Annotated in this window: 11 protein-coding genes; 4 read left to right on the top strand and 7 right to left on the bottom strand. The window is 58.1% G+C overall.

The window, feature by feature from the left end:
* Nucleotides 1-97: 97 nt before the first annotated feature.
* The 4 genes from WMP96_RS10370 to WMP96_RS10385 all read left to right on the top strand — a co-directional run bounded on the left by WMP96_RS10370 (nt 98) and on the right by WMP96_RS10385 (nt 5,779).
* Nucleotides 98-1,081, top strand: a complete 984-nt coding sequence (locus WMP96_RS10370) for an ABC transporter permease (protein ID WP_086589068.1) — start codon at nt 98-100, stop codon at nt 1,079-1,081.
* The gene (locus WMP96_RS10375; protein ID WP_239204665.1) at nt 1,082-2,074 is read left to right on the top strand and encodes an ABC transporter permease; all 993 of its coding nucleotides are present in this window, start codon (nt 1,082-1,084) and stop codon (nt 2,072-2,074) included. It begins immediately after the preceding gene.
* Nucleotides 2,071-3,975, top strand: a complete 1,905-nt coding sequence (locus WMP96_RS10380; RefSeq protein WP_340433327.1) for an ABC transporter ATP-binding protein — start codon at nt 2,071-2,073, stop codon at nt 3,973-3,975. Before WMP96_RS10375 ends, WMP96_RS10380 begins: the two co-directional genes overlap by 4 nt.
* Nucleotides 3,976-4,084: 109 nt before the next feature.
* Nucleotides 4,085-5,779, top strand: coding sequence for an ABC transporter family substrate-binding protein (locus WMP96_RS10385; RefSeq protein ID WP_340433330.1), 1,695 nt, complete (start codon nt 4,085-4,087; stop codon nt 5,777-5,779).
* Between the two features lie 230 nt (nt 5,780-6,009).
* On the opposite strand, the gene tuf is transcribed toward WMP96_RS10385, so the two are convergent.
* From tuf to WMP96_RS10420, 7 genes are all read right to left on the bottom strand, one after another.
* Entirely contained in the window at nt 6,010-7,200 is a 1,191-nt protein-coding gene (gene tuf, locus WMP96_RS10390; protein WP_023020538.1) for an elongation factor Tu, read from the bottom strand.
* Between the two features lie 392 nt (nt 7,201-7,592).
* Nucleotides 7,593-9,722 carry an elongation factor G gene (gene fusA / locus WMP96_RS10395; protein ID WP_023020537.1) on the bottom strand — a complete coding sequence of 710 codons (2,130 nt, stop codon included), beginning with the start codon at nt 9,720-9,722 and terminating at the stop codon, nt 7,593-7,595.
* Nucleotides 9,723-10,044: 322 nt separating this feature from the next.
* The gene (rpsG, locus tag WMP96_RS10400; protein ID WP_005322865.1) at nt 10,045-10,512 is read right to left on the bottom strand and encodes a 30S ribosomal protein S7; all 468 of its coding nucleotides are present in this window, start codon (nt 10,510-10,512) and stop codon (nt 10,045-10,047) included.
* A gap of 6 nt (nt 10,513-10,518) precedes the next feature.
* Nucleotides 10,519-10,890: a 30S ribosomal protein S12 gene (gene rpsL / locus WMP96_RS10405; RefSeq protein WP_005322866.1), complete on the bottom strand. Its 372-nt coding sequence runs from the start codon at nt 10,888-10,890 to the stop codon at nt 10,519-10,521.
* Nucleotides 10,891-11,122: 232 nt separating this feature from the next.
* The gene (locus tag WMP96_RS10410) at nt 11,123-11,674 is read right to left on the bottom strand and encodes a hypothetical protein (protein WP_023027806.1); all 552 of its coding nucleotides are present in this window, start codon (nt 11,672-11,674) and stop codon (nt 11,123-11,125) included.
* Nucleotides 11,675-11,700: 26 nt separating this feature from the next.
* Nucleotides 11,701-12,471 (bottom strand): energy-coupling factor transporter transmembrane component T family protein, encoded by a 771-nt coding sequence (locus WMP96_RS10415; protein ID WP_301716689.1) that lies wholly within the window; start codon nt 12,469-12,471, stop codon nt 11,701-11,703.
* Nucleotides 12,464-13,891 carry an ABC transporter ATP-binding protein gene (locus WMP96_RS10420; RefSeq protein ID WP_340433333.1) on the bottom strand — a complete coding sequence of 476 codons (1,428 nt, stop codon included), beginning with the start codon at nt 13,889-13,891 and terminating at the stop codon, nt 12,464-12,466. Before WMP96_RS10420 ends, WMP96_RS10415 begins: the two co-directional genes overlap by 8 nt.
* Nucleotides 13,892-13,895 lie beyond the last annotated feature (4 nt).

A 13,895-nucleotide genomic window follows, 5' to 3' on the forward strand; every position in this document is an offset into this window, starting at 1 on the left:
CGCGCAACAGCTTATTAAATTGGTCACATACAACGATTCGCTCGTTGGAACCACATTTACATCCCGTTTCCTGCTTAACCACGCACGGAGAATCTCTATGACTAAATATCTGATCAAAAAGACCTTGGGCTGGTTACTCATGATCTTTTTGGCTACCAACCTCGCCTATCTCTTGGCGGCCAACTTCCTGGACCCACGGTCCAATTACATCGGCCGCCGCCCGCCGCTTTCGGCGGAGGAAATCAATAACCTTCTTGAGCCCTATAACCTCAGCCCCGATACCCCGCTAGTGCAACGCTGGTGGACGTGGCTGACCAATATCCTCACCAAATGGGACTGGGGCCAATCTCCAGTGGGCGAGGTGGTGAACTCAGAAATTAGCTACCGCATCTGGGTCTCCGCGCAGCTGCTCTTGCTTTCTACTATTTTGTCCATCCTCATCGGCGTGGCCGTGGGTGTTTATACTGCTTCGCGCCAGTATAAGACCGGCGACCGCATCTGGCAGGGCATTTCCATCATCGCAATGAATACCCACGTGGTGGTCGCTTCTATCGCTGTGGTGTGGGGCGCGCTCAAAATCAACGAGCTCACCGGAAAGAAAATTTTCTATGTCGTCGGCTCCCACTCGCTGGATGTGGAAGGCTTCTTCCCCAAGCTAATGGACTCCGCGCAGCACTTGGTTCTTCCCACTATTTCGCTGGTTTTCATTAGCTACGCCAGCTATCACATGACCCAGCGCACCTTGCTGCTGGATAACTTGGATGCAGACTATGTACGCACCGCTCGCGCAAAGGGATTGACCCGCCAGCAAGCCATTCGCAAGCACGCGCTGCGCACCTCCATCATTCCAGTAGCTACCTCGGTAGCCTTTTCCATTCCGGGTATTTTCACCGGTGCGGTGATGACTGAACGCATCTTTGGCTGGAACGGCATGGGCCAGTACTTCATCGAAACCATTAGCAAGAACGACGTCAACGGTGCAGCAGCCGTCGCCGCCTTTGGCGCCGCCATGACAGCCATTTCCGCGGTATTGGCGGACGTGGTCGTCGTTGCGCTTGATCCACGAGTGAGGGTGAGTTAAATGACCCCATCTAAAGACCGCAACTATTTCAAGCAGGAACCGCGCGGGGAAATCACCGCGCACAGCGAGGTCGCAACGGGGGACCCCTTCTCCCCGGCCGAGGCCGAGCAAGTAGCCACCTTAGAGCAGATGCCGCGTGGCACTTCGCGTTACAAGCTCTACCTGCGCCGCTTCTTCCGCAATAAGCTCGCTACCCTAGGCCTTATCATCCTGGTCTTTTTGATGCTGGCAGCCCTCTTCGGCGGCTTCTTTGCCAAGTGGGACTACACCGAACCGGACTTCCTCGCCCTGTCGGAGCCGCCGAGCCCCGAGCACTGGTTCGGCACGAATGATACCGGCAATGACCTCTACGCCCAGACCATTCACGGCTTAGGGAGGTCGCTAACCATCGCCATCGTGGTATCACTGGCCACCTTGGTCATCTCCGCTTTTGTCGGATCGGCCGCGGCCCTGTGGGGCGGAGTAGCCGAAAAGGCGGTGCTGGCGGTCATCCACTTTTTGCTGTCCATCCCTACCTTCTTGCTCATTGCGCTGGTGGTAGCGGATTCTGGTGGCGACTGGAAGCTACTCATCGTAGTCCTCATTGTCTTTGGCTGGATGTACCAGGCCCGCGTGATTTGGTCTTTGGCACTTACGGTGCGCGAGCAAGACTATGTCCGCGCAGCTAGCTACATGGGTGTTTCCAAGTTGCGGACCATCGTGCGCCACGTCATCCCAAATATTGGCTCGCTTCTTATCATCCAATTCGTCTTCGGCGTGGTGGGCACCGTGGGCTCCGAGACGGCCCTATCCTTCCTGGGCTTGGGCGTCAAGCTTCCCGACGTCTCCCTTGGCACCCTCCTGCAGGGCGGCACCGCCGCAGTGCAATCCTCCCCATGGCTGTTCTACTTCCCTGCTGCAACCCTGACCTTGCTCACCGTGTCCATGGCCTTCATCGGCGATGGCCTGCGCGATGCGCTCGACCCCAACTCGAATTCCGGAGGCAAAGCATGACCTCGCCTGTCTTGTCCGTCAAAGACCTGCGCGTTAACTTCCCGTCCGAAGCCGGATCCGTCTCCGCGGTCCGCGGCGTAGATTTTGATCTCTACCCCGGCCGCACACTCGGCATCGTGGGTGAATCCGGATCCGGTAAATCAGTAACCTCTATGTCCATCATGGGCCTGCTGCCGGACTATGCAAAGATCACCGGATCCGTGAAATTCGAAGGCCGCGAGCTGCTCGGCCTGAGCGATAAGCAGATGTCTGAGATCCGCGGCAACGGCATTGGAATGATCTTCCAAGACCCGCTCTCCGCGCTCACCCCGGTTTTCGATATTGGATCGCAGTTAGTGGAAGCAATCCAGGCCCATAGGGACGTCGGCAAAAAGCAGGCACTCAAAGAGGCTACGGAGTTGCTCGATCTCGTGGGCATCCCCGATCCGCACCTGCGGTTGAAGTCCTTCCCACACGAGTTCTCGGGCGGCATGCGCCAGCGCGTGGTTATTGCCATTGCGATTGCGAATAATCCGCGCGTGCTCATCGCGGATGAGCCCACGACCGCATTGGATGTGACCATTCAGGCGCAGATCCTGGACGTCATCAAGCTCGCGCAGCGCGAAACCGGCGCCGCGACCATCATGATCACCCATGACATGGGCGTGGTGGCAGAAACGGCCGATGATGTCATGGTCATGTACGCCGGCCGCCCCGTGGAGCGCGGCGATGTGGATACCATCTTCTCCCAGCCCCGCATGCCTTATACCGTGGGCCTGCTCGGCTCCACGCCGCGCCCTGACGTATCGGCCGAAGAACCGCTCACTCCCATCGTGGGCAGCCCACCAGTGCTGGTCGATCTCAAGCAGCGCTGCCAATTTGCCCCGCGCTGCCCCGTGGCGCAACCCGCCTGCTCCGAAGGCGAGCCACCGCTGAGCCTGCTGGACGATGCCCCGGGCCACGAGAGCGCCTGCCTGCGCGCACCCGAAATCCGCGACCGCAAACTCGGCGGCGATCTCATGTTCAAACCGCCACAGCTGGCCGATGATGTCATGGCTGGTATACCCCGCGATGAGCGCCCCACCACCCTAGAAGTCACGGATCTGCGCAAAGAATTCCCGCTCACCAAGGGCGCACTGGTCAAGCGCCGCGTCGGAACGGTCAAGGCAGTAGACGGTCTCACCTTTGATATCCGCAAGGGTGAATGCATGGCCATCGTGGGCGAATCCGGCTGCGGCAAGACCACCACCCTGCTGGAAATCATGGATCTCAAACCCGAACATGGCGCTGTAGTGCTCAACGGGAAAGACGCGGCCGGGATGAGTAACTCCGAGCGCCGCGCGGCCCGCAAGGACATCCAAATTGTCTTCCAGGACCCGATGAGCTCGCTTAACCCGCGTCTTACGGTTCGCGAGGTCATTGCCGAACCTCTCAATTCCCTCGGCTTTGATGGCGACGTGGACGCCCGCATCAATGAGCTCATGGGCCTGGTCGGCCTTGATTCCTCCCAGCTTGACCGCTTTCCTAGCCACTTCTCCGGCGGGCAGCGCCAGCGCATCGGCCTTGCCCGCGCGCTGGCTACCAACCCCTCGGTTTTGGTGTTGGACGAACCCGTCTCCGCGCTCGATGTCTCCATCCAGGCTGGTGTCATCAACTTGCTTGAAGATCTGAAGAGAAGGCTGGGGCTGTCCTACCTCTTCGTGGCCCATGATCTTTCGGTGGTGCGCCACCTCTCCGATAGGTTGGCCGTCATGTATAAGGGCCAATTTGTGGAATCCGGGCCGACCGACGAGGTCTTCGAAAACCCCCAAGCGGATTACACCAAGAAGCTACTGGAAGCTATTCCGATTCCAGATCCGGAGGCCGCCCGCAGGCGACGCAACCCCGATCCGGCCGATACATCCCCAATTTCACGAAAGTGACCCGCCGCACAGCAACCGTTCTATATAGTTGACCTCACACCTAGAAGGATGTGGCGGCTGCCCCGCTTCCACATCTTTCACTTTCCTCTCACTCAAGGAGAACCCGATTATGCACAAGTTCACTCGCTTCCGGATCGCTACCGTAGCCACCCTTTCCGCCGCAGCCCTCGCGCTCACCGGCTGTGCCGCCAACTCGGGCGGAGGCTCTAATAAGGCCGTAGGCGGCCTCGACATCGAGGTCAATCCAGCCGGCGACTATAACGAAAAATCTCGCGACGAGCTCAAGGACGACGGTGAACTCACCCTCCCCATCGGCGAACTGACCGAGCAGCAAAACACCTTCCATGCCAATATGGTCACCGATACCCGCACGGTATGGGGTTGGTACAACCCACAGCTGGCACTTTACGACGGCGAGGGAAACTACACCCCAAACCCCGACTACATCGACGAGGCCAAGGAAGACAAGAAGGGCAAGAACACCGTCGTCACCTACAAGATCAACAAAGACGCCACCTTCAACGACGGCACGCCCATCGATTGGAAGGCCTTTGAGAATACCTGGCGCTTTAACAACGGCAAGGACGAAGACGTCCAGGTAAACTCCACCGACGGCTACGAGCGCATCACCTCCGTGGAAAAGGGCGCTACCGACAAGGACGTGGTCATCACCTTCGATGGCCCCTACCCGTGGTGGCAGGGTCTCTTCAACGAAATACTCCACCCCGCTATTGATAGCCCAGAAAAGTTCGACAAGGCGTATCTAGGCAAGCTGAACCCGCAGTACGGCGCTGGCCCATTCAAGGTGGACAATGTGGACTTTAAGGGTGGCACCCTTAGCCTCGTGCCGAACGAAAAGTGGTGGGGCGATAAGCCAAAGATGAAGAAGGTAAGCTTCCGCGTCATGGAATCCCAGGCCACCATCAACGCCTTCCAGGCCGGGGAAATCGACGCGGCTGGCGTGGCCGATAAGAACAGCCTCACCATTGCCGGTGAAATGGGCGAGGACATCGATATCCGCGCAGCATTGCGCCCTGCCAATGTCATCCTCACCCTCAATTCCAAGGCGCCACAGCTCAAGGATGAGGATGTGCGCCACGCCGTCTTCTCCGCCATCGACCGCGATCAGCTGGCCGAGATCCGCTATAACGGCCTGGGCTATGAAGAAGAGATGCCGGGCTCGCTTACCCTCTACTCCACCCAGGAGGGCTACAAGGACAATATCAAGGACGTCATCAAGTTCGACCCCGAGCAATCCAAGAAGCTGCTCGAGGATGCCGGATATCAACAAGGTGATGACGGAATCTTTGCTAAAGACGGCGAAAAACTATCCCTGCGCTATATCCTCATCGGCGACGATGAGGTATCCAAGTCCCTTGCCGCCGCACTTCAAAAGATGCTCAAGGACGTCGGCGTTGACCTCAAGATTGAAGAGCGCCCTTCTGCTGAGTTCTCGAAGGTAACCTCTGAGCGAGACTTCGACCTCTTCCTGTCCGCCATTGCTTCCTCCGACCCATTTGGAGTCGCCTACTTTGGCCAGTACTACGCCAGCGATTCCACACTAAATATGTCCAGCACTGGCACCAAGGAATTTGATAAGAAGATTGAAGAGCTGCAGAAGCTTCCTTCCCAGGACGAACAAATCGACCGCGTCAATGAGCTCGAATCGGAGGCCTTCGGCCACTACGGTATCCTCCCCTTCGCCAACGGTCCGCAAATGGTCGGCGTAAAGAAGGGCCTGGCCAACTACGGTGCCAACGGCTTCGCCATCCTCCCCAAGGAAGACATCGGCTGGGAAAAGTAGCAACTCCCTGCACACCTAAAAGCGCAATGCGCTGAAGCCTCCCGCAGCATCAATCAAACAGGATGCAGCGGGAGGCCTCTTTTATAGGCCAGCACCGCCCGGCCAAGGCAGCAACGGCTATTGCCGACGCTCGTGCATCGCGGAGAAAGTGGGTTAAGGATCAAAAAATCCGCCCCACCGAAAGTGAAGCGGATTTTTTATAGCTCTACTGAGCGGTTACTGGGTATCGACTAGTCGATAACCTTGGTAACGCGGCCAGCGCCGACGGTGCGGGAGCCCTCGCGGATAGCGAAGCGCAGGCCCTCGTCCATAGCGACCGGCTGGATGAGCTCAACGGACATCTCAACGTTGTCGCCAGGCATAACCATCTCGGTGCCCTCTGGCAGGTGAACAACACCGGTAACGTCCGTGGTACGGAAGTAGAACTGCGGACGGTAGTTGTTCATGAACGGGGTGTGGCGGCCGCCCTCTTCCTTCTTCAGGACGTAGACGGAACCCTCGAACTTGGTGTGCGGGGTGTAAGCGCCCGGCTTGATAACAACCTGGCCACGCTCAACGTCCTCACGCTTGGTACCACGCAGAAGCAGGCCACAGTTGTCGCCAGCCTCGGTGTAGTCCATCATCTTGCGGAACATCTCGATACCGGTAACGGTGGTGGTCTGGGACTTCTCCTGGATACCGATGATCTCAACGTCCTCGTTGACGTTCAGACGGCCACGCTCAACACGGCCGGTAACAACGGTGCCGCGGCCGGTAATGGTGAAGATGTCCTCGATAGGCATCAGGAACGGCTGGTCGGTAGCGCGCTCCGGATCCGGGATAGCGTTGTCGCAGGCTTCCATCAGTTCAACGACGGACTGTACCCACTTGTCATCGCCCTCGAGAGCCTTCAGAGCGGAGATGTGAACGATAGGAGCTTCCTCATCGTAGTCCTGCTCTGCGAGCAGCTCACGGATCTCCATCTCAACGAGCTCGATGATTTCCTCATCATCAACCATGTCGCACTTGTTCAGTGCAACGAGGATGTAAGGAACGCCAACCTGGCGAGCAAGCAGAACGTGCTCGCGGGTCTGCGGCATCGGGCCATCGGTTGCAGCAACAACCAGGATAGCGCCGTCCATCTGAGCAGCGCCGGTAATCATGTTCTTGATGTAGTCGGCGTGGCCCGGAGCGTCAACGTGTGCGTAGTGGCGCTTCGGGGTGGAGTACTCAACGTGGGAGATGTTGATGGTAATACCGCGCTCCTTCTCCTCAGGAGCCTTGTCGATCATGTCGAACGCGAATGCCTGGTTCTCCTCAGGGTACTGGTCAGCCAGAACCTTGGTGATCGCTGCGGTGGTGGTGGTCTTGCCGTGGTCGACGTGTCCGATGGTGCCGATGTTCACATGCGGCTTCGTACGCTCGAACTTCTCCTTTGCCACTGTATGTCCTCCTGGACTATATGGTGGCTACGACCTTCGCAGCCACGTGGTTGACAGTTGTCATTGGCACCCGACCCACAGTATGTGGGGCAAAGCGCTAATGACGCTTTCTTTACGTGCCAGTTACACGATCCTAGATTTATGCCACGGTTTTTTCAAACCGCCGTTATAGGAGGTAACCCCGCGAAATATCGCGGCCATTTCCCTCGACAAGAATCTTCTAAAAAGGATCCTGGGAGGGTAACGGCCGGCTCAATTCACAACCTAGATGGTTAAGCTGCAAACTCAGCCCGCCGCTACCCTGGCCCAGTTGTCCCGCTCCGCGGCGGGTCTGGCATCTACTGGCGAAGATTACCAGCCCGGACAAACCGCGGGTGGAGCGGGGCTACTGCTTAGTTAGCGCTGCCGGTGCGCTCCTCGATGATCTCCTGTGCAACGGAGGATGGAACCTCTGCATAGGAATCGAAGACCATGGTGAAGTTTGCGCGGCCAGCGGTGGAAGAACGCAGGTCACCGATGTAACCGAACATCTCGGACAGCGGCACCTTAGCCTTAACGACCTTCGCGCCGGAACGGTCCTCCATAGCGAAGACCTGGCCACGACGGGAGGAGATGTCACCGTTAACGGTGCCCATGTACTCCTCAGGGGTGACAACCTCAACGGCCATCATCGGCTCCAGCAGAACTGGCTTTGCCTTGGCCATTGCTTCCTTGAAGACCTGGGAGCCGGCCAGCTTGAAGGCCATCTCGGAGGAGTCGACGTCGTGGTAAGCGCCGTCTTCCAGGGTGGCCTTGATGTTAACCATCGGGAAGCCTGCCAGGTAGCCGTACTGCATTGCGTCCTGGATACCAGCGTCAACGGAAGGAATGTATTCCTTCGGAACGCGGCCACCGGTGACGGCATTCTCGAATGCGTAAGTTGCGGACTCGCCCTCTTCCAAGGTCTCTGGGTCCGGGTTGTACGGCTCGATGGTGCAGATAACCTTTGCGAACTGACCGGAACCACCGGTCTGCTTCTTGTGGGTATACTCCATGGACTCAACCTTCTTACGGATGGTCTCACGGTAAGCAACCTGCGGGTTACCGATGTTCGCCTCAACCTTGAACTCGCGCTTCATGCGGTCAACAAGAACGTCGAGGTGGAGCTCGCCCATGCCGCCGATAACGGTCTGGCCGGTCTCCTCATCCAGCTCGACGGTGAAGGTTGGGTCCTCAGCTGCGAGCTTCTGGATAGCGGTACCCAGCTTCTCCTGGTCAGCCTTGGTCTTCGGCTCGATGGAAACCTTGATAACCGGATCCGGGAAGTCCATGGACTCGAGGATGATCTGGTTATCCTTGTCACACAGGGTGTCACCGGTGGTGGTCTCTTTCAGACCGATAACAGCATAAATGTTACCGGCGTCTGCCTGCTCAACAGGGTTTTCCTTGTTGGCGTGCATCTGGAAGAGCTTACCGATGCGCTCCTTCTTGCCCTTGGTGGAGTTCATAACCTCGGTACCCGGGGTGACCTGGCCGGAGTAGACGCGGGTGAAGGTGAGCTGGCCAAAGAATGGGTGAGCAGCAATCTTGAATGCCAGTGCGGAGAACGGGGACTCAACGGAAGGCTTACGGGTAAGCTCCTTGTCCTCGTTTCCTACCTCGTGGCCGATAACCTCGCCGACGTCCAGCGGGCTTGGCAGGAAGTCAACCACAGCGTCGAGCAGTGGCTGCACGCCCTTGTTGCGGTAGGCGGTACCGCAGTAAACCGGGTAGACCTCGGAGTTGATGGTGAGCTTACGGATGCCGGCCTTGAGCTCGTCAATGGTCAGCTCCTCGCCGCCGAAGTACTTCTCCATGAGCTCTTCGTCGGACTCAGCAACGGTCTCAACCAGCTTCTCGCGGTATTCTTCCGCCTTGTCCTTGAGGTCCTCTGGGATTTCCTCGTAGGTAGGCTCAGCGCCGGTCTCGACCTTGCCACGCCAGGTGATTGCCTGCATATTCAGCAGGTCGACAACGCCGTCGAAGTCATCCTCAGCGCCGATAGGCAGCTGCATAACCAGCGGCTTAGCGCCCAAGCGGTCAATGATGGTCTGAACGGTGAAGTAGAAGTCAGCGCCCAGCTTGTCCATCTTGTTAACGAAGCAGATACGCGGAACATCGTACTTAGCAGCCTGACGCCACACCTGCTCGGACTGCGGCTCAACGCCTTCCTTACCGTCGAAGACTGCGACGGCGCCGTCAAGAACACGCAGGGAACGCTCAACCTCAACGGTGAAGTCAACGTGACCCGGGGTGTCGATGATGTTGATCTGGTTGTTATTCCAGAAGCAGGTCACGGCAGCGGAGGTAATGGTGATGCCGCGTTCCTTCTCCTGCTCCATCCAGTCAGTAGTGGACGCACCGTCGTGGGTCTCGCCCACCTTACGGTTGATACCGGTGTAGAAGAGAATACGCTCGGTGGTCGTCGTCTTACCAGCATCGATGTGGGCCATGATGCCGATGTTGCGGACCTTGTTCAGATCCTTAAGCACTTCTTGTGCCACGTTTATACCCCAACTTAATAGTCGTCGACGCCGTGACCAGGTTTCTGGCTATGACGCCTGCATGGATAAGGTCTTTTAATTTTTGCCACTATTGGCCGTCCTAGGTGCACGCATGCCCCTAGACTTCCATCGCTTCAGTGTACTGGACACTCCACGATGCCGCTGGACCGGGCGGGCATACCGCCCAGAAATCACACCCATTAGGGCAAAAAATGACCCAAGCAAGAGATATGTAGTTTTGTGTCGCCGCCGGAGAAAACCTGCCGGCAGCCAGCGCGAAACTTTCTTCTCGTTGCTTGGGCCATTGAAATGAGTGCTGAAATTACCAGCGGTAGTGAGCGAAGGCGCGGTTAGCCTCAGCCATCTTGTGAGTATCCTCACGACGCTTAACGGAAGCGCCGAGGCCGTTGGAGGCATCCAGAATCTCGTTTGCGAGACGCTCAATCATGGAGTTCTCGCGACGCTGGCGGGTGAAGGTCACCATCCAGCGCAGTGCCAGGGTGTTTGCACGGTCAGGGCGAACCTCAACCGGCACCTGGTAGGTAGCGCCACCGACACGGCGGGAGCGAACCTCAAGGTCTGGGCGGATATTGCCCAGTGCCTTCTCCAGGGTGCCAACCGGATCGGTACCGGTCTTCTCGCGGCAAGCCTCGAGAGCGCCATAGACGATACGCTCTGCGGTGGACTTCTTGCCGTCCTGGAGGATCTTGTTGACGAGCATGGTTACCTGCTCGGAGTTGTATACCGGGTCCTTGACTACAGGACGCTTCGGAGCAGCATTCTTACGCATTGTTTATTACTGTCCCTTCTTTGCGCCGTAACGGGAACGTGCCTGCTTACGGTCCTTGACACCCTGGGTATCCAGAGCGCCGCGGATGATCTTGTAACGAACACCAGGAAGGTCCTTCACACGGCCGCCGCGAACGAGGACCATGGAGTGCTCCTGCAGGTTGTGGCCCTCGCCCGGAATGTAGGCGGAAACCTCAATACCGGTGGTCAGGCGAACACGAGCAACCTTACGCAGTGCGGAGTTCGGCTTCTTAGGAGTGGTGGTGTACACGCGGGTGCATACACCGCGACGCTGCGGGGAACCCTTCAGCGCAGCGGTGGAAACCTCTTTACGCTTATCGTGGCGGCCCTTGCGGACCAGCTGCTGAATAGTTGGCATTTAACAGTCTTTCTGTCGAATTGCACCAATACCGAAGGAAAGGAACCAAACATGCAAAAATGGGCGCTCTTTCCCGGGGCGCTGCCGCATGTCCAGAACTCTTCCCAAGGTCGGTGCCTTGTTAAGGATCAGACTCTTCACCGCGTGCCAGCAAGGCACGCATAGTGAACTGCCGTTTAGACTAGCAAACCGATCACGCTTTTTACAAAACGCGATCGGCACCTTCTTCCTGCTAGGACCATTCCCAAACTAAATCAGCCTCAGCAGCCTTGGTGGCAAAGTAGTCCTTTTCCTGTGCTTCCCAGGTTTCAAACCACTGCTCGTAGTCGGGCTCGCGGGCGATGGCGCGTTCGCGGCGTTGGTCCCGGGGGCCGTCGATAAGCACGCTAACTACCGTTCCCCTCTCCTTTGCGGCTGCGATATTGGCCGGGGTTACGGAGCCCACCCCTTCCACGATGAGATCATCGCGCACGTCGAGGCTAGCCCAGTCTCCAGGGCTGTCCGCCTCCCAATCCCAGCGCCAATAGCCGGGATTCATGGTGCGCAATACCTGTTCTGCCACCATGTCAGAGCCCTTGTCCAGGCCGTGCCAGCCGGGGTAGAACTCATCGAGGTGTACCACGCGCCAGTTGGTGCGCTCGGCCAGCGCGGCGGAAGTCCAGGTTTTTCCGGCACCCGAAGGGCCGTCGATAAGCACGGTCACTGGCTTGAAGGCACGCTTTCTGGCTGCCGCCAGCTTGACGACGTCCTCTAAAAGGCGCTCTTGTTGGCTATCAAAGTCCATGGTCGCTCAATCACTGCTTTCGCGGTTTATAGGCCGAAGAATCTCCAGGCCCCAGTGAGTACCGAAACTACCACCGGTACAAAAGCGAGGACAGTACCTAGGGCCATAATCCACCCATCGCGGGCATGCAGCCGGGAGGGACGCGCCCACGTACGTGCCCCTCCTCCGGGTGGGGTGCGCCCAAATCCGCGCGCCTCCATGGCCGTCGCCAGCTTGCCACCGCGGCGCAGCGCGATGACCAATAGCCCAAAGGACATAGTAAGCAGGTGCTTCAGCTTGCCGACGTCGGTCAGCCCCCTCGCCCTGCGCGCCATCCCCAGCGACTGCCAATCGGATTGAAAGAGCGTCATCATGCGCACACCGGCCACTGCACCAATGACAAAGCGCGATGGTAGCTTCAGGATCTGCGAGAGGGCATCACCCAGCTCCGTAGGGTCGATATCACGGGCGAGCACCACCATGGGCAAAGCCACGGCGAAGACGCGCAGCGTAATAGCGATTGCCAGGGTGAGGGAATTTTCAGTGACATGAATAAGCCACCAGTGGAAGTATTCGGTGCCGCTGGGCTCACCATAAAGCAGCATGGAAACGCCGGAAATCGGGGCAACCAAGAAAAGGAACCACCCGGCTTTAAAGACCCTCGCCCACGATACCCCACATAACGGGGCGAAAATCAGGGTGAGCGCCAATGATACCGCTGCCGAAACCCAGTCAATAGATGCCAAAATGGGAGTGACCCAGATAAACATCATAAACACTCGTGTCAGCGGATTGGCTTCGCGCAAAAGGTTAGGCACTATCCACCTCCACATGATGATCCCCTAAAGCCTGGATAAACAAAGGATCGTGGGTGATGGAGGCAACGGTGGTGCCACCATCGGCTAGCTCGCGTAGCAAACGCACCAGCTCCACAAAGGTCTGCGGGTCCTGTCCAAAAGTAGGCTCGTCAAGAAGTACTACCTCAGGTGACGTTACCAACGCAGTAGCTACCGAAAGGCGGCGCTTCTCGCCTCCAGAAAGCGTGAAGGGATTAGCCTCCAAAAGGTGCTCCAGGCGCAGGGAATCCACCAATTGGTCTATGCGCTCTTCTGGCGGTTTTACTCGCATGACCTTTGGCGCGACGCGCAGCTCTTCCGCTACGGTGCGCGAAACGAACTGGTGCTCCGGGTTTTGGAATACGAATCCAATGCGGTCTGCCAGCTCTCGAGACTTCCACCGAATCGGTGGCCCCTTCACGCCACGGCGCACATAGTCTGCCACTCCGATCTCGCCGGAGATGGCCGGCAGCAAGCCCGCCATGGTCATCAACCATGTCGATTTCCCTGCACCATTAGGACCTGTAATCACAGTCGAAGCGCCCGCCGGCAGAGAAATCGTGCGCGGTGGGCCGAAGCGAGTAACCAAATCCTTAGTCCAGAGCGCAGCGTCTCCTTCCCTAGCTGCGCCATCACCCAACTCGCGCGCCTGCGGGAGCTCTTCGACACGGCGGCGTCGTGCTATCTGCTCAAAGGGACCATCGGCCACGATGCGCCCATGCGCAATTTCCACGGCACGGTCAAGCAATCCTTCCCATGCCGTATGCTGGTGTTCTACCACCACAAGGGTAGCCCCAGTCTCTTCTACCAGTGCAGAAACGGCCCGAACCACATCGCGGGCGCCGGCAGGGTCAAGATTGGCTGTGGGCTCATCAAGCAGCACCACACCGGCACCCATAGCGATTACACCCGCTAAAGCAAGGCGTTGCTTTTGCCCACCAGACAGGCGCTCGGTGGGAAAATCCATATCCACGAACGGGCCGACCAGATCCTTGGCCGCGGCTACGCGGCGCCAAATCTCTTCCCTCGGATACGCTAGGTTCTCGCAGCCGAAGGCAATATCGTCTCCCACCCGAGCTGAGATAACCTGCGAATCTGGGTCTTGCAACACCAGCCCTACGGGAATGGAATGTCCCGGTTCCTCCACCGCGCCGGTGGAATCTTCCAAAAGGATCTCTCCGGCGCGGGTTCCCTCTTCATCGGAGCCCAGCACCCCGGCTATAGCAGCCAAGAATGTGGACTTGCCGGATCCAGAGTCGCCGCAAAGCAATACCCGCTCGCCTGGCTCAATAACCAGGTCAATATCAGCTAACGCTGGCTGGGTGCGCCCGGCATGCGTCCAGCCAAAACCGCGGGCGGTAATTTTTGTGGGCCTTCCCGCCAGAGTGAAAAAGTCAGTCACAGTG

It is taken from the genome of Corynebacterium sp. KPL4035 (genome assembly GCF_037908325.1).
GTDB classification, from domain to species: domain Bacteria; phylum Actinomycetota; class Actinomycetes; order Mycobacteriales; family Mycobacteriaceae; genus Corynebacterium; species Corynebacterium kefirresidentii.

Bases quoted from the DNA above. Each gene is read 5' to 3' on its own strand.
- WMP96_RS10370 (WP_086589068.1), top strand. From the start codon at position 98: ATGACTAAATATCTGATCAAAAAGACCTTGGGCTGGTTACTCATGATC.
- WMP96_RS10375 (WP_239204665.1), top strand. From the start codon at position 1,082: ATGACCCCATCTAAAGACCGCAACTATTTCAAGCAGGAACCGCGCGGG.
- WMP96_RS10380 (WP_340433327.1), top strand. From the start codon at position 2,071: ATGACCTCGCCTGTCTTGTCCGTCAAAGACCTGCGCGTTAACTTCCCG.
- WMP96_RS10385 (WP_340433330.1), top strand. From the start codon at position 4,085: ATGCACAAGTTCACTCGCTTCCGGATCGCTACCGTAGCCACCCTTTCC.
- rpsG (WP_005322865.1), bottom strand. From the start codon at position 10,512: ATGCGTAAGAATGCTGCTCCGAAGCGTCCTGTAGTCAAGGACCCGGTA.
- rpsL (WP_005322866.1), bottom strand. From the start codon at position 10,890: ATGCCAACTATTCAGCAGCTGGTCCGCAAGGGCCGCCACGATAAGCGT.
- WMP96_RS10410 (WP_023027806.1), bottom strand. From the start codon at position 11,674: ATGGACTTTGATAGCCAACAAGAGCGCCTTTTAGAGGACGTCGTCAAG.